This window comes from Parasphingorhabdus sp., from assembly GCF_041748495.1.
GTDB lineage: Bacteria > Pseudomonadota > Alphaproteobacteria > Sphingomonadales > Sphingomonadaceae > Parasphingorhabdus.
Genome location: NZ_JBGTDD010000020.1, coordinates 20,551 through 38,412 on the forward strand (window position 1 = coordinate 20,551; position 17,862 = coordinate 38,412).

Below are 17,862 nucleotides of genomic sequence, written 5' to 3' on the forward strand. Positions count from 1 at the left end.
ACTCAGCCAGCCAGTTCCGCGCTGTCGAGACGATATAGGATCTCCGCTCCCGCCATCGCGGCGGGCTTGAGACCCAGCGCTTCGGGGACCAGATGGTCGAGATAATAGCGGGTGGTGACCAGTTTGGCCTTGAGAAACGGGTCATCGCCATCGGCGAGTTCGGCGGCGGCGATCCGGTATTGTTTCTTCATCAGCATACCGCAGGTCGCGGTCGCCAGCATGGTCATGAACGGATAGCTCCCCGCCAGCCGATCATCGATCGACGCATCGCCGCTTGCCATCCATTGCCGGATATCTTCGCAGGCATTGGCGAGCCCCATCAGGCTGTCGTTCTCTTCGGCTTCGCTCCGGATTTCGGCGATAAAGGTCTGCATGGCTTCGCCGCCATCCAGCCCCAGTTTGCGGCCGACCAGATCGGCCGCCTGTATGCCGTTGGTGCCTTCGTAGATCGGTGCGATCCGGGCATCGCGAAAATGCTGGCCGGCGCCGGTTTCCTCGATAAAGCCCATGCCGCCATGCACCTGCACCCCGATCGATGCCACTTCATTGCCGATATCGGTGCCATAGCCCTTGATCAGCGGCGTCAGGATTTCGGCGCGGGCCTTCGCGCCCTCGATGCCGAGAGTCGCGCGGTCGACGCTCGACGAGGCATAATAGAGCAAGGCCCTCGCGGCCTGGGTGAGCGCCTTCGAACGCAGCAGCATCCGGCGGACATCGGGATGTTCGATAATCGCTACCGGAGCCTTGTTGCCACTACCGGCGCGCGCCGACTGGATCCGCTCGATAGCGAAGCGGCTGGCCTGCTGGGTGGCGCGTTCGGCGATCTGAACGCCTTGTGACCCGACATTGATGCGGGCATTGTTCATCATCGTGAACATCGCTTTCATCCCGCCGAACTCTCCGCCGATCATCTCGCCGATACAGTTTCCCTGCTCGCCATAGGCCATGACGCATGTCGGCGAGGCATGGATACCGATCTTGTGTTCGATCGAGACGCAGGTCACATCATTGGGCGCGCCGGCCTTGCCGTCGGCGTCGAGATGAAATTTGGGAACAATGAACAGCGAAATGCCGCGGGTTCCTTCCGGCGCGCCCGGGGTGCGGGCCAGCACCAGATGGATGATATTGTCGGTCAGATCATGTTCGCCAAAGGTGATATAGATTTTCTGCCCCTTGATCCTGTATTTGCCGGCATATTCGCCTTCGGTGATGGGTTCGGCGGTGCTGCGCAGCGCACCAACGTCGGAGCCGGCCTGCGGCTCGGTCAGGTTCATCGTGCCGGTCCAGGCACCGGAAATCAGATTGGGGAGATATTTGGCCTTCTGCTCGTCGGAGCCATGGACGTGAATCGCTTCGATTGCGCCAAAGCTGAGCATTGGGCAGAGAGTGAACGCGAAATTGGCGGCGCCACAGGTTTCCAGGATCAGCGCAGAAAGCGAATAGGGCAGGCCCTGGCCGCCAAATCCCTCCGGTCCGTCAATCGATGCCCATCCGCTCTCGACAAATTGCGCATAGGCTTCCTGATATCCCTGGGGCAAAGTCACCTTGCCGTCGCGCCATTGCGCGCCCTCGCTGTCGCCGATCCGGTTGAGCGGAGCGAAAACGCCTTCGGCAAACTGGCCAATGCCTTCGACAATCGCTTCGACCATATCCTCACTGGCACCGGCAAAGCGGTCGTGGCTGGCCAGCTCACCGATCTCGGCAATATGCTTGAGGACAAAATATTGTTCGCGACCTGGGGCTGTAAACCTCATGAAATTGCTATCCGTTGTTGCCTGAATTTCCGCTGGGCTATAGCGCAGGGGCATGTCCGGCTCAAATGATCATATTGGCACAGCCAGTCGTCGCTACGGCAAGGCGACGATCGCCGATGCCGAGGCGCTGCTTCGTCGGGGCGGGCTGGTCGCAGTGCCGACGGAAACCGTCTATGGACTGGCCGCCGATTCGACCAACGCAGCGGCGGTGGCGGAGATATACCGGACCAAAGGCCGCCCGGACTTCAATCCGCTGATCGTCCATGTGCCGGACCTGCATGCCGCCACAATGCTTGGTCAGTTCAACGATCTTGCCGTCGAATTTGCCGAGACATTCTGGCCCGGTCCGCTGACGCTGGTAGTGCCCAAAGCGGTAAACTGCCCGGTTGTCCCGGCGGTTACCGCAGGACTCGACACCATTGCCCTGCGCTGTCCTGCGCACCCGGTGATGCGCGAACTGCTGTCAATTCCCGGTCTGTTTCTGGCCGCGCCGTCGGCCAATCGCAGCGGCGGGATCAGTCCTACCACCGCCGATCATGTTACACGCAGCCTGGGCGATGCCGTACCGCTGATCCTGGACGGCGGTGCGTGCGAAAAGGGCATCGAGTCGACGATCATCGCGGTCGATGATGGCGACTATCGGATATTGCGACCGGGACCAGTGACGCCAGCCCAGTTGGCAGCGATTGCCGGCAAACCAGCGGCAACCTCAGACCGCGGGACAATCGAAGCGCCTGGGCAATTGCTGTCGCATTATGCGCCGGCAAAGCCGGTTCGTCTGGACATCGAAACCGCACAGTGCGATGAATATCATATTGGCTTCGGAGCCGTGCCGGGGGACATTAACCTGTCGGCTCATTCCGATCTCGCGGAAGCGGCCAGCCAGCTGTTTGCCGCGCTCCATCTGGCTGAAGCGAGTGAAAAACCGAGAATTGCTGTGGCACCCATTCCCGATAGCGGCATCGGGCTGGCCCTGAATGACCGTCTCCGCCGCGCGGCCTCTCCCAGATAGCCAACCGAAAACTGCGCCAAATATCAAAAATGATACCGTAATAACACATTCAAGCAGCGCGCTTTAACAATCCAGTCCTTTTTTGCCACTATTTCGCAATTTTCGATTGGACCAGTCCCGTTAGCGACCTAAGGAGAACATATTAGGGGTGGTAATGCGCGATATGACGCTTGGCAGAACGATAATATCGATTTTGATCAGTCTGCTTGTCCTGTCCGGTTGCAGCATTGGCGAGCCGGAAGCAAAGTCCAAATCAACCGACCCCATTCCGGCCTTTGTTACGACGGTCCAGCCAGCCAGCGATAGCGAAACACTCAAAGCTGCGGGCACCGTTCGTTTGCGCCGGGAAACAGCGCTGGGTTTTACCAGCGGCGGTAAAGTCGCTTCGGTCCGCTATGAAGAAGGCGACAGCGTGAAACGCGGTGCGTCCCTCGCCGCATTGGATAGCAGTACGGTTGCCGCAGATCTCAGCACAGCGCGGGCGGAACGCGATCGCGCAGTAGCGGAATATGAGCGGTTCGAGAAACTGTTCAAGGACGGCTGGGTCACCAAATCCCGTCTCGAGCAATCGGAGGCGGCCGCGCGCGCGGCCCGGGCGAGGATCGAATCCACGGAATTTGCCAGCCGCACCTCCCATATCCGCGCGCCGAGCAATGGCATCATCCTCTCCCGCAATATAGATGAGGGGCAGATTGTGACGGCCGGAATGACCGCGCTGATTTTGGGAGAAATTGACAAGGGTTTTGTGCTGCGGGTTCCGATGACCGATGCCGATGCTGCCCGTCTCACCGTTGGCATGCCCGCCAAGGTCTTTCTGTCTGCCGTTTCCGATACGCCGATTGACGCGGTGGTCAGCGAGAAAGGCGGGCGGGCAGATGAGCGGACCGGCACGTTCGAAGTGAGTTTTTCGCTGCCAGCCAGCGACCGCTTGCGGTCGGGGCAACTGGGTATGGTGGAAGTCCAGGTACCCCGCGTGACCTCGCCGACATTTGCGATCCCTGCCAATGCGATTTTCGGTGTGCGGTCCGGTGAAGGCCTGGTGTTCGTTGTGGATGATAAGAACCGGGTCAGGCAGCGAAATGTCCAGATTGGCAAATTGACCGATACCCATCTCGAAATATTGGCTGGACTTACGGACGGAGATGTCATCGTGAGCCGGGGTATCGAAAAGCTGAGGAACGGCGACTTGATCAAACCGGTCCGGAAAGCGCGATGATCACGGACAGGAAACGGGAGGGTCATCGGGCCTGACATGCTCGCCCGTTTCGTCATTTCACGCTGGCAACTCAGCCTTGTTCTATTTCTCCTTCTGGTTGTGCTGGGGATCGCCGCGTTCAACAATATCCCCAAGGCTGTCGACGCCCATTTTCCTATTCCCGCTGTCAATATCATCGCGATCCAGCCCGGGGCCGATGCGCAGGAAATGGAGGAGACGGTCGCCAAGCCGATCGAGGATGTCGTCCAGGGGCTAGATGATATTGTCGAAGTGCGTTCAAGAAGCACCGATGGCGGGACTGTTATCTCGGTTGAATTCAGCGAATGGTCGGGCGACGTCGACGGCTATTTCGATGATGTGGTGCGCGAAGTGTCCGCGATCCGCGACCAGCTTCCGGAGGGGCTGCAGAGACTGGAATATCGCAAGATCCGGACGACCGAGGCTGCGGTCATGCAAGTGGCCCTGGTCAGCGAAACCGCTTCCTGGCGGCGGATGGAAAAATATGCGGACGATCTGGTCGATGTCTTCGCACGTAATCCCGGCGTTCGGGAATCGCGGGTTTTTGGATTGCCGCAGCCGGAAGTCAGCGTGAAAGTCAGGTCGGATCGCTTGTCGGAACTGCGGGTACCGGCCAGCGTGATTGCCGATGCGGTGCGTCAGGGTGGCACCGACCTGCCCGGGGGAGCTGTACAGAGCGGGGAGCGAAGGCTGAACGTCGAAGCGGGTGGCGCATTTCGCGATCTGGAGGCCATCCGGGACTTGCCGCTCCGCGCGTCCGGTGGTTCGCTGTTGACCGTTGGCGACGTCGCGGATGTCGACTGGGGCGCCGAGGAGCAGATATACCGGACCCGGCATAATGGCCAGAGGGCGGTGTTTCTAACCGTCACGCAAAAAGATGGTGTGGACGTTACCCGTCTGAAAAATGAGCTGGATATCGCGATGGACCAGCAGCGATCGGTCTTGCCGCCGGACATCGGACTGGTCATGCAATTCGACCAGAGCCGCGATGTGAAGCGGCGATTGAGCGAACTGGCCCGCGATTTTACGATAGCGATCGCCCTGGTCATCTTCACATTGCTGCCGCTTGGCTTGCGGTCCTCGGCGATCGTGATGATCTCGATCCCGCTGTCGCTCGCCTCCGGCATGCTGGTGCTTTATGCGATGGGATATAATCTCAGCCAGCTGTCGATCGCGGGGTTCATCGTATCGCTGGGGCTGCTGGTGGATGACAGTATTGTCGTGACGGAAAATATCGCGCGGCATTTGCGCATGGGCAAGACGCGGACCCAGGCCGCGATCGAAGCCAGTCTGGAAATTCGCGCAGCGGTGATCGGTTCCACAGCCGTGCTGGTTCTGGCTTTCGTGCCCCTGTTGTTTCTGCCGGGTGGTGCCGGCGCCTATACAAGATCCTTCTTCATTGCGATTATCGCGACGGTGATTGCCTCGCTGGCAATTTCGCTTTCCCTGATCCCGTTTCTTGCCAGTCGCATGTTACGGCGGGACGAAGACCCGGAAGGCAATCGGGCGCTCCGCTGGGTCAACGACAAGATTCAGCGCTTCTACCGGCCATTTCTGCACATCGCCCTGGGGGCACCCGTCAAGACAGTGGTGCTGGCGTTGACCTTGTGCCTCTCGGCGTTCGCGCTTGTACCGGTGCTGGGCTTTTCGCTCTTCCCCTTTGCCGATGCACCCTATTTTCGCGTCGCGGTGGAAGCCGAGCAGGGCAGCAGCCTCGATCGTACCGACCAGATTGTCAGCGAAGTAGCAAAAATTCTGGAAAGCGAACCCAGTATCAAGGTCCGCGCGGAAAATATCGGAAACGGCAATCCACAGGTTTTTTATAACGTCGGCCCCAAGGCCGAGCGGATCAATTATGGCGAAGTATTGGCGGTTCTGGACAAATGGGATACGCGCCAAGGCCCGCAGATGATCGACCGGTTGCGCCGGCAGCTTGATCAGATTGCGGGTGCCCGGGTGAAAATTGAACTTTTCCAGAACGGGACTCCGGTGGAGGCGCCGATCGTGATCCGAGTGGCAGGACCGGAACTGGATAAGCTCAAGGAACTGGCCGGCACAATTACCGATGTGTTGCGAAAAACTCCTGGCGCGAGGGATATCGTCAATCCGGTAGCGAATGACGAGATCGATCTCGACATCGGCCTGAATGAAATGAAGGCGGCGCTGCTCGATATTCCGTCTGGCGCACCTCGTCGGGCGATACGGCTGGCTATCAGCGGCGAACGCGCGGCATCCTTCCGCGATCAGGAAGGCGACGACTATCCGGTCACTGTCCGCTATCCGTTCGAGAGCAGCCTGCCGATGTCGGTACTCGACGATATTTACGTTGCAACGCGCGCCGGCGATCCGGTACCCTTGTCGCAGATAACCGATCCTCAACTGACCAATGTGACGCCGGAAATCCAGCGCTATCAGTTGCAGCGGACGGTGCTGGTGACGGCGCAGGTTGATTTTGGAGAAGTCCCCGCGACGGTGAACAGCCGGGCTGTGCAGCAGCTGGAGCAGATAGATTTTCCGGAGGGCTATACCTGGTCGGTGGGCGGCGAGGCGGAGAAAATTGGGCAGACCTTCGGCAATTTCGGACCGTTGATCGTAACTGCAATCATGCTGATTTTCGCGGTGCTGGTAGCTGAGTTCCGGCGTTTTCGCGAGACCATCGTGGTCGCTGGCGTTATTCCACTCGGGACATTCGGCGGCATAATCGCGCTGTTCGTCACAGGAAACTCGCTCAGTGTGATGGCCATTATCGGCTTTATCGCGCTGATCGGGATTGAAATCAAAAACTCGATATTGCTCGTCGACTTCACCACCCAATTGCGGAATCAGGGAATGGGATTGCGGGAAGCGATCGAGAAGGCGGGTGAGGTCCGTTTCCTGCCGGTATTGCTGACATCGATCACGGCAATCGGCGGCCTGACCCCCCTCGCTCTCTGGGGCGGTGCGCTTTATGCGCCGCTGGCCGCGATCATCATCGGCGGATTGATCAGTTCGACCCTCTTGTCTCGCGTGGTAACACCCGCCATGTATCTTCTGGTCGCACGACGCGATCAAGACAATGGTAACGCAAATGGTGGCGGCGATATTGCCACCGCGTGAAGGAAATTTTTATGGCAATGCAGGAAGCCATTTTTGCCGGTGGCTGTTTTTGGTGCACCGAGGCGGTATTCAATGATATTGCGGGAGTCCATTCGGTTGAAAGCGGTTATATCGGCGGCGAGAAACCGGACCCTACCTATCGGGAAGTGTGCTCCGGCAATACCGGCCATGCCGAAGCGATCAAGATCGGATTTGATGATGCGGTCGTGAGCTATTCCGACCTGCTGGACATTTTCTTCGCGACCCATGATCCAACCCAGCTCAATCGTCAGGGCAATGACATCGGCACTCAATATCGATCGGCGGTTTTCCCCCTCGACGATGAACAGCGGACCGAAGCGGAGGCCGGAATATTGCGGGCTGGTGAAAATCGCGCGGAATCGATTGTTACCACGATCGAGGGGCCGGCCACCTGGTATGTTGCGGAAGATTATCATCAGCAATATTGGGCTGACGAAGGCCGCAGCAATCCTTATTGTGTTGCCACGATTCCACCAAAGCTGCAAAAATTGCGCACCAGTTTTGCCGACAAGTTGAAGGACTAGAACAGACCAATGAAACCGATCAGAAAAGCTGTTTTCCCGGTTGCCGGCATGGGGACGCGGTTCCTGCCGGCGACGAAAGTGATGCCCAAGGAACTTTTCCCCATCGTCGACCGCCCGCTGCTCCAATATGCGGTGGATGAAGCGCTGGAGGCCGGTATCGAGCAGATGATCTTTGTCAACGGACGCGGCAAGGGGATGATCGAGGACCATTTCGACATGGCCTATGAACTGGAACGGACCATGGCGGATCGATCGAAGGACCGCTCGGTTCTGGACGGAACGCGTTTGCGGCCTGGTGACTGTGTCTTTGTCCGGCAGCAGGAGCCGCTCGGTCTCGGTCACGCCATCTGGTGCGCGCGAGACATCATCGGCGATGAGCCCTTTGCCATTTTCCTGCCGGACGAATTCATGGTCGGATCTCCCGGTTGCATGACTCAAATGGTGAGCGCCTATGACAAGTTGGGTGGCAATATTGTCTGCGCGCTGGAAATCCCGATCGAGGATACGCCGTCTTATGGTGTGATCGATCCGGGCTATCGGGACGGGCCGATTACCGAGGTCAAGGGCCTGGTCGAGAAACCGGCGGCCGGCACCGCGCCGTCCAATTTGATTCTGCCGGGTCGCTATATTCTGCAGCCGGAGGTGATGCGGATATTGGAAACCCAGGAGGCAGGGGCCGGTGGTGAAATCCAGCTGACCGATGCGATGGCGCAAATGATCGGCAAGCAGCCGTTTCACGGCATGACATTTGACGGCAGGCGCTATGACTGCGGATCCAAGCAGGGCTATGTCGAGGCCAATCTGGCGCTGGCTCTGGTGCATCCGGAGATTGGTAGCGACATTCGGGCGATGGCCGAGCGGTTGTTGGCGGAATAGCAAGCCGCCAAGGCATTCAGCCCGTCTTCATCAGCTGGGTTGCACAAGCCATTTGAGGAGTGATCCATGCGCGCATTTTGCCTGTTGCCTCTAGCTGTCGTCCCTGCGCTGCTTAACAGCTGCGTTGCGGGTACGATTATCGCTGCGCCATTCAAGGCGGCGGGCACGGTGGTGGAAACCGCGGTCGATGCGACCACCCAGACCCGGTCCGAGAGGGAAGAGGATCTGGGCCGCAAGGTGCTGGCGGAGCGCAAGAGGCAGCGCGACCTCTGTCTGGATGAGGCGCAAAACAAGCAGGAACGACGCAATTGCAAGGATGCCTACGAGCAGGATGATTGAGTCAGTCCGATCCCGCCAGCAGCGGCGGCGGATATTTACCGTCGACTGGTTCCATCGCCGCCATTTTCGCTATTTCCTCCACGAACAGTTCGACCCGCTTTTTCCAGCGATAGTGAGTCGAGGCGGAGAGAATGCCCTTGCCATGTTCCTTGCCGTATCGGGTCCAGAAACGGACGGCGGCGTCTGGATCATAGCCAGCATTGGCCATCAGCCAGACCGACAGACGGTCCGCTTCGATCTCGGTGTCCTTGATCCGGCCAGCGCTCTTGCCAAATTGTCCAAAAAAGCCGCGATTGACGTCCTGCGCATCAAGCCGGTCGCGGTGCTGCAGCAGATTATGGGCGAGTTCATGCGCGATCACTGCAGCAAATTCGGCATCATCGAGAAAATATTCCGCCATGGCGGAAGAGATGGAGACGATTTCGCCATTGGCAGAGGCGCTGCGGTCTTCGCTCACGCTGATCTGGAAACGGCTGGGGCAGGCTGGCCGGGATTCCACCGTCAACTGGCGTTGTTCGCCGCCGCGCAGGATATCGAGTGTCACATCGCCCCGGGCCAGGGCCTTGTCCAACTGGTCATTCACCGCGGCGATTCGCCGATATTCGGGGGGCTGTTTCGCGAGCGCTGGATCGTCGAGGGCAATATCCTCGATCTTCTGACCGTTGATGGCGAGAATCGTATCTCGGACCAGCAGTCCCGCCCTCTCGGCCGGACTGTCGGGCGCGACCGCGTTGACCGCAACCCGTCCGTCGATACCCAGTGCGAAGCGGGCGAGCGCCTGGTCGGGATATTGGTCGATATCATGGAGCATCAGGCCGGTCTGCGCGATTTTGGGTTCGCAGAAGGCGGCGTTGGCGGCGATCAGCCGGTACCCGATTGTATTCACCCGATCGTCCAGCAATTGCAGGCCCTTTAGCGCCAATATGGCATCGGAACTGAACCCGGCATCGGACTGCTCCTGCGCGGACAGGGGGGCAGCGATGACCAAGGCTGCGAGCGCGATATAGGTGCGGATCATTTGACGCATCTAACCCAGCCTGCCTTTCGGCAGGTTGAACGCGCTCTGCATCGCGCTGTCGGTCAGGTTCCACCATGCCAGGATCAAGGCTGCACCCAGCAATATGATCGCTGCGATCCTTTGGAACAGGGGCTGCGCCTGATCGGCATTGCCCAGATTGCGTGCCCGGGAAGCGAGAGCGGAATAAAAGGTCAGGCCGGTGGTTTCCGTGATCACCGTCAGTCCGGCAAGAATGGCAAATTGCAGAAGCAGGGGACCATTGGGATCGATGAATGGCGGGATGAATGCGGTATAGAACAAGAGCGCCTTGGGGTTGGACATATGCACCGCCAGCCCACTGAGAAATCCCTTTTTGAAGCTGGCAGGCGTGGCCGATTGTCTGGCCAGCGCGCTGGTACCCCCTCTCAGCATCCGCAAGGCCATCCAGGCGAGATAGGCGACGCCGATCCAGCGGAGTACGGAATAGGCGGTCGGAACCGCCTGGATCAGAGCGATCAGGCCAAAGGCGGTGAGCCCATACCAGATAAAATTTCCGATATTCACGCCGACGATCGGCCCGAGCGCGCCGCGCATCCCCCCTGCGGGTCCGTGCGGCAAGGCATGGCTGACGGCTACCAAGGTTGCCGGTCCGGGCGTGAGGCAGAAGATCAGGTCAGCGATCAGGAACAGCAGGATGGTTTCGAGCGGCATTAATATTCAATCTTGCCTTCCTGATGAACTTTACAAACTTTACAATGTTAAAGCCAAAATGTCTTCATCAGCGATTTTCGAGAGAAACCCGGCCTTGCAGGCCAGTGCAATTTTGGTCGCCAGGAAGTCCGTTGCCATGATTGAATATGCTTTCTGTTGAAGGCAAAAGGCAGAATACAGGATCAGCGCCCTGTAGGACAGCAAAATGAACGCTTCACGCATTCGCTTGTCTGGTGAGAGACAGTTGTCGCTTCCAAGCAGAAAATATTGCCTGATTGCGGGGTCCTGTATCAGTCGAGCTAGCGCAAATTATGCTTCAGATGGTTAATCAGCGCATCCACCCGGGCGGGGCGCAAGCGAGAGGGGGGCATGATGATGTTGAGGGTGATGTCCCCCATGCGCCATCCTGGCAGGATGTTGACCAGCTGGCCCGCCTCCAGCGCCTTCCGACACAGAAAGTCGGGCAAATAGCCTATGCCCCGACCGGCGATCAGTGCCGGCAGCATGACATCACCATTATTGCTTTGAAACCGGCATCGGGGGCGCACACTGGTGGACTGGCCATCGGGACCGGTAATTTGCCAGAATTCGGGGTTGGGCGTGTTGGAATAAATGAAACAGTCGTGATCGATCAGATCGGCGGGTGCTGCAGGTTGGCCCATCCGCTTGAGGTAGCTCGGCGCGGCTATGAAATAGCCGTCGACGTCTCGCAGCCTGATCGCCCTGAGGCTGCTGTCCGGAAGCGCGGCGATGCGGATGGCGCAATCAAAGCCCTGTTCGATCAGATCCACCCGCGCGTCATCCAGCTGGAGATCGACGGTGATCTCGGGAAAAGCACACATGAAGTCGGCGATCACCGGCGCCAGATGTGAGAGGCCATAGCTGAGCGGTGCAGCAAGACGGACCTGCCCTTTCAAAAGATGCGTGGTATCGCGTGCGGCCTCCATCGCAGCCTCGCCGTCCCGGGCAATTTGCCGGGCATGATGCAGCAGCGACTGTCCCGCTGTCGACAGGGAAATCTTGCGCGATGTGCGGTGGAACAGGACCGTGCCGAGCGCCTGTTCCAGCCGGGAGATCGCTTTTGAGATCGTGGGCTTGGAGAGCGCAAGTTCATGGGCTGCGGCGGTGAAGCTGCCGCGCCGCGCAACCGCCTCAAAAATCGCCCATGCTTCAAAATCCGGTAAGGCCATCACATGACTTTAATCAATAATTGGAAACAATCAAATTCTATATTGTCTATTTTAGAAACAAATGTTTCAGCCTACTTCCAATGCATAGGAAGCGGAAAGAACATCGCTTCAACTGGAGAAAGACGATGATTGAGAAACGTGAATTCAAGGATCTGGCGCATGTCGATCACGAGTGGTTGCAGGCCCGCCATCATTTTTCCTTTGGCAAATATTGGGATCCTTCCCGCATGGGGTTTGGCCCGATCCGGGTGTGGAATGATGACGAAATCCAGCCAAAGACCGGATTTCCGATGCATGGCCATCAGGACATGGAAATCATCACCTATGTCCGTGAAGGGGCGATCACCCATCGCGACAATATGGGCAATGAAGGCCGCACCGAGGCGGGTGATGTCCAGGTGATGAGCGCTGGCACCGGCGTTATGCACAGCGAGTATAATCTCGAGGACGAGCAGACCCGCCTGTTCCAGATCTGGATTGAACCGCGGGCTGCCGGTGGTGCCCCGCGCTGGGATGCAAAAGCCTTTCCCAAAAGTGACGACCGAGCCGATCAGCTGGAAATTCTTGCCAGCGGCTTTGACGAAGATATTGCCGGCGGCGCGCTGATGATTGGCGCAGATGCGAGGCTCTATGGTGCCAGCCTGACGAAAGGCACGGCGATCACGCACGAGATTGCCGAAGATGCGCATGTCTATCTGGTTGGTTCCGCCGGTCAGGTGCGGGTCAATGGCGAACTGGTCGATACCCGGGATTCTCTGGCGATCAGAGATGTCGCATCGCTGCAAATCGAAGCTGTCGACGATGCCGAATTTGTCTTTGTCGAAGCATGGGAAACGCAGAACCGATAACAGCAAGGAGCAGCGCCAGGTCGACTGGCGCTGCTTCCCCTTATCCTCACCAAATTACTGGAGAATGAAAATGGCGAAAATATTGATACTCTATTACTCTTCTTATGGTCATGTTGATGCGCTGGCCCAAGCGATTGCCGATGGCGCACGCGAGGCAGGCGGCGACGTGACTATCGGCCGCGTTCCGGAGACGGCTCCGCAGGCGGTGGTTGAAGCATCCGGCTTTTCGTCCAATGACGATCATCCGGTGATCGAACCTGATCAGCTGGCGGACTATGATGCGATCATTGTCGGCTCCCCGACCCGCTTCGGCCGCCTGTCGAGCCAGATGGCCTCTTTCTGGGATCGCACCGGTGGTCTGTGGATGAACGGCGCGCTGGTCGGCAAGGTCGGTGCCTCGTTCACGTCCACAGCCTCCCAGCATGGCGGTCAGGAAACCACGCAATATTCGATCCTGAGCAATCTGCTGCACCATGGCATGACCATCGTCGGACTGGATTATGGCTTTTCCGGTCAGTTGAGCAATGACGCGGTCATTGGCGGTTCGCCTTATGGCGCATCGACCATTGCTGGAGGTGACGGCAGCCGGCAGCCGCACGAGATCGATCTGGCTGGTGCCCAATATCTGGGCGGCAAGGTCGCACGGATAGCGGCGAAGCTGGCCGCATAGACAATATAAAAAAGCCCCGCTGAATATGCTTCAGCGGGGCTTTTATTTGAACTATTTGGAGAGACTATTTGTCTTCTTCATCTTCAGCGGGCTGAGCCGCTTCGGTGTCGTTTTCTTCAATGCCTTCACCCATGGTTTTGGCCATATGCGAATCACCCGTTGCCGCATCATCCGTCTGCGCCAATTCCGCCGCATGCTGCTCTTCAGAGCTATCCGCTGCAATCAGTGCTTCTTCGACCGGTGCATCACGGAAAACGTCGTCGGCAGAGGGCTCTGCCTCGACAGGAGCAGCGGCTTTCGCCACTTCTTCCGCCTTCAGATCCGCTGCCGCCTGCATGGCATCCAGCATTTTCTGCTGTTGCGCCCGCAACGCAGCGTCACGGCTGGTTGCCGCGATCCGCGCGCGGTTCATGCCCGCACCGGTACCGGCAGGGATCAAACGACCAACGATCACATTTTCCTTGAGACCGATCAGCTGATCCTTCTTGCCCTCAACCGCTGCCTGGGTGAGCACCCGGGTGGTTTCCTGGAAAGAAGCGGCAGAGATAAAGCTGCGGGTCTGCAGGCTTGCCTTGGTGATGCCAAGCAGCACCGGCTTGCCTTCCGCCGGTATCTGCTTCTTGGTCAGCTTGGCATTATATTCCAGCATCTCTTCCAGATCGATCTGTTCGCCCGGCAGCAATGTGGTGTCGCCACCATTGGTGATTTCAACCTTCTGCAACATCTGACGAACGATCGTCTCGATATGCTTGTCGTTGATTTTCACGCCCTGCAGACGATAGACTTCCTGAATTTCCGAAACCAGATATTCGGCCAGGGCCTCTACCCCCAGAACTTCAAGAATATCATGCGGATCGGGAGAACCGGAGACCAGATTGTCGCCCTTCTTGACGAAATCGCCTTCCTGCACGTCGATGACTTTCGTCTTCGGCACCAGATATTCTACCGGTTCGCCTTCTTCCGGAATGATGGCAATCTTGCGCTTCGCCTTATAGTCGCGGACAAATTCAATCCGACCATCGATTTTCGCGATGATCGAATTGTCCTTTGGAATACGCGCTTCGAACAGTTCGGCCACACGCGGCAGACCGCCCGTAATGTCGCGGGTTTTTGCCGCTTCGCGAGATACACGTGCAAGCACGTCACCGGCGGCAACCTTGGCACCGTCTTCGACGGACAGGGTTGCGCCATTTGCCAGCATATAGCGGCCTGCTTCACCGCTGCCCTCATCAAGCAAGGTCATGCGCGGACGCAGGTCTTCCTTGTTGGCACCACGGCCAGAGGCGCGATATTCCATGATTACCCGCTGGGCGATGCCGGTGGCTTCATCGGTCTGTTCGGTCATCGTCTTGCCTTCGATGACGTCCTGGAATTTGATGACGCCCGGTTTCTCGGTGATCATCGGCATGGTGAATGGATCCCATTCGGCCAGACGATCGCCCAGTTTTACCTTTGCGCCGTCCTTGATCAGCACGCTGGTACCATAAGGCACCTTGTCGGCAGAGCGTTCGCGACCGTCATTGTCGATCACGGCGATGATACCGCTACGCGCCAGCGACAGGAAGCGTCCGTTCTTGTCTTCAATCACCGGCATGTCGCGATATTCGACCTTGCCTTCGGCAACCGATTCCAGATTGGACTGCTCGTTGAGCTGCGCTGCGCCGCCGATGTGGAAGGTCCGCATCGTCAGCTGTGTGCCTGGTTCACCGATCGACTGAGCGGCAATTACGCCCACCGCTTCACCGATATTCACCGGTGTACCGCGCGCAAGGTCACGGCCGTAGCAGGTGCCGCAGACGCCCATTTTGGATTCGCAGACCAAGGGTGAACGAATGCGCGCCGACTGGATGCCGAGCTCTTCGATCACAACAATCGCCGCTTCGTCGAGCAACGTGCCCGACTTGATGACAACGCTGTCGTCTTTGCTGTCGATAATATCTTCAGCCATGGTGCGGCCGAGGATACGTTCGCCCAGCGATGCGATGACCGAACCGCCCTGGACGATGGCTTTCATCTCCAGTGCATTTTCGGTGCCGCAATCTTCCTCGACAATGGTGCAATCCTGCGAAACGTCGACCAGACGGCGGGTCAGATAGCCGGAGTTGGCCGTTTTCAGCGCCGTATCCGCAAGGCCCTTACGTGCCCCGTGGGTGGAGTTGAAATATTCGAGAACCGTCAGGCCTTCCTTAAAGTTCGAGATGATCGGTGTTTCAATGATCTCGCCGGAAGGTTTCGCCATCAGGCCGCGCATGCCGCCCAGCTGTTTCATCTGTGCCGGGCTACCACGGGCGCCGGAGTGGCTCATCATGTAGATCGCGTTGATTTCGCGTTCGCGGCCATTTTCATCCAATGGCGTTGCCGCCAGTTCGTCCATCATCGCGTTCGCAACCGTGTCGCCGCAGCGGGACCAGGCGTCGATCACCTTGTTGTATTTTTCCTGCTGGGTGATCAGGCCATCCTGATATTGCTGTTCATAATCAGCCACCAAGGTCCGGGTATCTTCGACCGTCTTATCCTTCGAGTCCGGAATGATCATGTCATCCTTGCCGAAGGAGATGCCGGCGCGGCAGGCGTGACGGAAGCCAAGGCCCATGATCGCGTCGGCGAACAGGACCGTGTCCTTCTGACCGGTGTGCCGGTAAACCTGATCGATCACGTCGCCGACTTCCTTCTTGGTCAGCAAGCGGTTGACGATGTCGAACGGCACCAGATGCGATTTCGGCAGACATTCGGCGATCAGCAGACGGCCCGGCGTGGTATCGAAACGCTTGAGGATCGGGTTGCCCGCTTCATCGGTTTGCGGAACCCTGGTGGTGATCTTGGAGTGCAAAGTCACCGCACCGATTTCCAGCGCCTGATGCACTTCGGCCATATCGGCCAGCAACATGCCTTCGCCCGGCTCGCCCTTGCGGTCCATTGTCAGATAATAGATGCCGAGCACCATATCCTGCGAAGGAACGATGATAGGCTTGCCGTTGGCGGGCGAGAGGATGTTGTTGGTCGACATCATCAGCACGCGTGCTTCCAGCTGCGCCTCGAGGCTCAGCGGGACGTGGACGGCCATCTGGTCACCGTCAAAATCGGCATTGAAGGCGGAGCAGACCAGCGGGTGCAGCTGGATCGCCTTGCCCTCGATCAATACCGGTTCGAAGGCTTGGATGCCGAGACGGTGAAGCGTCGGTGCGCGGTTCAGCATCACCGGATGCTCGCGGATCACTTCCTCGAGAATGTCCCAGACTTCCTTGCGCTCTTTTTCGACCCATTTCTTCGCCTGCTTCAGCGTCATCGAAAGGCCCTTGGCGTCAAGGCGCGCGTAGATGAACGGCTTGAACAGTTCCAGAGCCATTTTCTTCGGCAGACCGCACTGATGCAATTTCAGTTCCGGACCGGTCACGATGACCGAACGGCCGGAATAATCGACGCGCTTGCCGAGCAGATTCTGGCGGAAGCGGCCCTGCTTGCCCTTGAGCATGTCGGACAGGGATTTCAGCGGGCGCTTGTTGGCGCCGGTGATGGTCCGGCCACGACGGCCATTGTCGAACAACGCATCGACCGATTCCTGCAGCATGCGCTTTTCGTTACGGACGATGATGTCCGGCGCGCGCAGCTCCATCAGGCGTTTCAGGCGGTTGTTCCGGTTGATCACGCGGCGATAGAGATCGTTGAGATCCGAGGTCGCGAAACGGCCACCATCCAGCGGCACCAACGGGCGCAGTTCGGGCGGGATCACGGGGATGATTTCGAGGATCATCCATTCCGGCTTGTTGCCGGAATCGATGAAGCTTTCGACCACTTTCAGGCGCTTGATGATTTTCTTGGGTTTCAGCGTCGACTTGGTCGTCCGCAGATCTTCCATCAGGTCATCGCGTTCCTGCTTCAGGTCGAGGTCCTGCAGCATGATCTTGACCGCTTCCGCACCGATACCGGCAGAGAAAGCGTCTTCGCCATATTCGTCCTGAGCTTCGAGCATTTCGTCTTCGGTCAGCAGCTGGAATTTTTCCAGAGCCGTCAAGCCGGGTTCGATAACCACATAGCTTTCAAAATAGAGCACGCGCTCGAGCTGCTTGAGCTGCATGTCGAGCAGCAGGCCGATGCGCGAGGGCAGGGATTTCAGGAACCAGATATGCGCAACAGGAGCGGCAAGGTCGATATGGCCCATGCGTTCCCGACGGACCTTGGTTACCGTGACTTCGACACCGCATTTTTCGCAGACGATGCCTTTATATTTCATGCGCTTATATTTGCCGCACAGGCATTCGTAATCCTTTACCGGACCGAAGATGCGGGCGCAGAACAGGCCGTCGCGTTCCGGCTTGAAGGTCCGGTAGTTGATGGTTTCCGGCTTCTTGATTTCACCAAAGGACCAGCTGCGGATGCGCTCTGGCGAAGCAAGGCCAATCTGGATCTGGTCAAATGTTTCCGGCTTTGCGATCGGATTTGCAAAATTTGATACTTGATTCATGTCTTAATTCCTCTTGGGCTTTCGCCCCAAATTTGAAATGCTGCGTGGCGTGAAACTAGTGCTTCACTCCGCCGCTATCGCAATCCCGTCGTCGGCTTCATCATCATCGTCACCAAAGCTGGAGAGCT

14 protein-coding genes are annotated in these 17,862 nt (G+C 58.1%); 8 read left to right on the forward strand and 6 right to left on the reverse strand.

Annotation, left to right across the window (positions count from 1 at the left end; translation table 11 throughout):
• Window positions 1–2: 2 nt before the first annotated feature.
• Window positions 3–1,754, reverse strand: coding sequence for an acyl-CoA dehydrogenase (locus ACEW8J_RS01735; RefSeq protein WP_373489903.1), 1,752 nt, complete (start codon window positions 1,752–1,754; stop codon window positions 3–5).
• Window positions 1,755–1,806: 52 nt separating this feature from the next.
• Here ACEW8J_RS01735 and ACEW8J_RS01740 point away from each other — a divergent pair, with 52 nt between their 5' ends.
• The 6 genes from ACEW8J_RS01740 (at window position 1,807) to ACEW8J_RS01765 (ending at window position 8,856) form a co-directional block, all read left to right on the forward strand.
• Complete coding sequence (locus ACEW8J_RS01740; protein ID WP_373489904.1) at window positions 1,807–2,766, forward strand: L-threonylcarbamoyladenylate synthase; 960 nt, start codon at window positions 1,807–1,809, stop codon at window positions 2,764–2,766.
• 154 nt (window positions 2,767–2,920) lie between these two features.
• Window positions 2,921–3,982 carry an efflux RND transporter periplasmic adaptor subunit gene (locus ACEW8J_RS01745; protein ID WP_373489905.1) on the forward strand — a complete coding sequence of 354 codons (1,062 nt, stop codon included), beginning with the start codon at window positions 2,921–2,923 and terminating at the stop codon, window positions 3,980–3,982.
• A gap of 36 nt (window positions 3,983–4,018) precedes the next feature.
• Window positions 4,019–7,096, forward strand: coding sequence for an efflux RND transporter permease subunit (locus ACEW8J_RS01750; protein WP_373489906.1), 3,078 nt, complete (start codon window positions 4,019–4,021; stop codon window positions 7,094–7,096).
• Between the two features lie 17 nt (window positions 7,097–7,113).
• Complete coding sequence (msrA, locus tag ACEW8J_RS01755; RefSeq protein ID WP_373489917.1) at window positions 7,114–7,641, forward strand: peptide-methionine (S)-S-oxide reductase MsrA; 528 nt, start codon at window positions 7,114–7,116, stop codon at window positions 7,639–7,641.
• Between the two features lie 9 nt (window positions 7,642–7,650).
• Window positions 7,651–8,517, forward strand: coding sequence for a UTP--glucose-1-phosphate uridylyltransferase (locus ACEW8J_RS01760; protein ID WP_373489907.1), 867 nt, complete (start codon window positions 7,651–7,653; stop codon window positions 8,515–8,517).
• Between the two features lie 66 nt (window positions 8,518–8,583).
• Window positions 8,584–8,856, forward strand: coding sequence for a hypothetical protein (locus tag ACEW8J_RS01765; RefSeq protein WP_373489908.1), 273 nt, complete (start codon window positions 8,584–8,586; stop codon window positions 8,854–8,856).
• Window position 8,857: 1 nt separating this feature from the next.
• Here ACEW8J_RS01765 and ACEW8J_RS01770 read toward each other — a convergent pair whose 3' ends face one another.
• The 4 genes from ACEW8J_RS01770 to ACEW8J_RS01785 form a co-directional block, all read right to left on the reverse strand.
• The gene (locus tag ACEW8J_RS01770) at window positions 8,858–9,883 is read right to left on the reverse strand and encodes a PDZ domain-containing protein (protein WP_373489909.1); all 1,026 of its coding nucleotides are present in this window, start codon (window positions 9,881–9,883) and stop codon (window positions 8,858–8,860) included.
• Window positions 9,884–10,564: a LysE family translocator gene (locus tag ACEW8J_RS01775; RefSeq protein ID WP_373489910.1), complete on the reverse strand. Its 681-nt coding sequence runs from the start codon at window positions 10,562–10,564 to the stop codon at window positions 9,884–9,886.
• Window positions 10,565–10,603: 39 nt separating this feature from the next.
• Window positions 10,604–10,786, reverse strand: coding sequence for a hypothetical protein (locus ACEW8J_RS01780; RefSeq protein WP_373489911.1), 183 nt, complete (start codon window positions 10,784–10,786; stop codon window positions 10,604–10,606).
• A 77-nt stretch (window positions 10,787–10,863) separates the two neighbouring features.
• Window positions 10,864–11,754: a LysR family transcriptional regulator gene (locus ACEW8J_RS01785; protein WP_373489912.1), complete on the reverse strand. Its 891-nt coding sequence runs from the start codon at window positions 11,752–11,754 to the stop codon at window positions 10,864–10,866.
• Window positions 11,755–11,879: 125 nt separating this feature from the next.
• Here ACEW8J_RS01785 and ACEW8J_RS01790 point away from each other — a divergent pair, with 125 nt between their 5' ends.
• Together ACEW8J_RS01790 and wrbA are read left to right on the forward strand one after the other, a co-directional pair.
• A complete protein-coding gene (locus tag ACEW8J_RS01790) occupies window positions 11,880–12,602 on the forward strand; it encodes a pirin family protein (RefSeq protein WP_373489913.1) in 723 nt (240 codons plus the stop codon).
• A gap of 70 nt (window positions 12,603–12,672) precedes the next feature.
• Window positions 12,673–13,272, forward strand: coding sequence for an NAD(P)H:quinone oxidoreductase (gene wrbA / locus ACEW8J_RS01795; RefSeq protein ID WP_373489914.1), 600 nt, complete (start codon window positions 12,673–12,675; stop codon window positions 13,270–13,272).
• A 64-nt stretch (window positions 13,273–13,336) separates the two neighbouring features.
• Here wrbA and rpoC read toward each other — a convergent pair whose 3' ends face one another.
• Complete coding sequence (gene rpoC, locus ACEW8J_RS01800) at window positions 13,337–17,734, reverse strand: DNA-directed RNA polymerase subunit beta' (RefSeq protein WP_373489915.1); 4,398 nt, start codon at window positions 17,732–17,734, stop codon at window positions 13,337–13,339.
• Window positions 17,735–17,862: the final 128 nt, after the last annotated feature.

Bases quoted from the DNA above. Each gene is read 5' to 3' on its own strand.
- ACEW8J_RS01735 (WP_373489903.1), bottom strand. From the start codon at position 1,754: ATGAGGTTTACAGCCCCAGGTCGCGAACAATATTTTGTCCTCAAGCAT.
- ACEW8J_RS01740 (WP_373489904.1), top strand. From the start codon at position 1,807: ATGTCCGGCTCAAATGATCATATTGGCACAGCCAGTCGTCGCTACGGC.
- ACEW8J_RS01745 (WP_373489905.1), top strand. From the start codon at position 2,921: ATGCGCGATATGACGCTTGGCAGAACGATAATATCGATTTTGATCAGT.
- ACEW8J_RS01750 (WP_373489906.1), top strand. From the start codon at position 4,019: ATGCTCGCCCGTTTCGTCATTTCACGCTGGCAACTCAGCCTTGTTCTA.
- msrA (WP_373489917.1), top strand. From the start codon at position 7,114: ATGCAGGAAGCCATTTTTGCCGGTGGCTGTTTTTGGTGCACCGAGGCG.
- ACEW8J_RS01760 (WP_373489907.1), top strand. From the start codon at position 7,651: ATGAAACCGATCAGAAAAGCTGTTTTCCCGGTTGCCGGCATGGGGACG.
- ACEW8J_RS01765 (WP_373489908.1), top strand. From the start codon at position 8,584: ATGCGCGCATTTTGCCTGTTGCCTCTAGCTGTCGTCCCTGCGCTGCTT.
- ACEW8J_RS01770 (WP_373489909.1), bottom strand. From the start codon at position 9,883: ATGCGTCAAATGATCCGCACCTATATCGCGCTCGCAGCCTTGGTCATC.
- ACEW8J_RS01775 (WP_373489910.1), bottom strand. From the start codon at position 10,564: ATGCCGCTCGAAACCATCCTGCTGTTCCTGATCGCTGACCTGATCTTC.
- ACEW8J_RS01780 (WP_373489911.1), bottom strand. From the start codon at position 10,786: ATGCGTGAAGCGTTCATTTTGCTGTCCTACAGGGCGCTGATCCTGTAT.
- ACEW8J_RS01785 (WP_373489912.1), bottom strand. From the start codon at position 11,754: ATGGCCTTACCGGATTTTGAAGCATGGGCGATTTTTGAGGCGGTTGCG.
- ACEW8J_RS01790 (WP_373489913.1), top strand. From the start codon at position 11,880: ATGATTGAGAAACGTGAATTCAAGGATCTGGCGCATGTCGATCACGAG.
- wrbA (WP_373489914.1), top strand. From the start codon at position 12,673: ATGGCGAAAATATTGATACTCTATTACTCTTCTTATGGTCATGTTGAT.
- rpoC (WP_373489915.1), bottom strand. From the start codon at position 17,734: ATGAATCAAGTATCAAATTTTGCAAATCCGATCGCAAAGCCGGAAACA.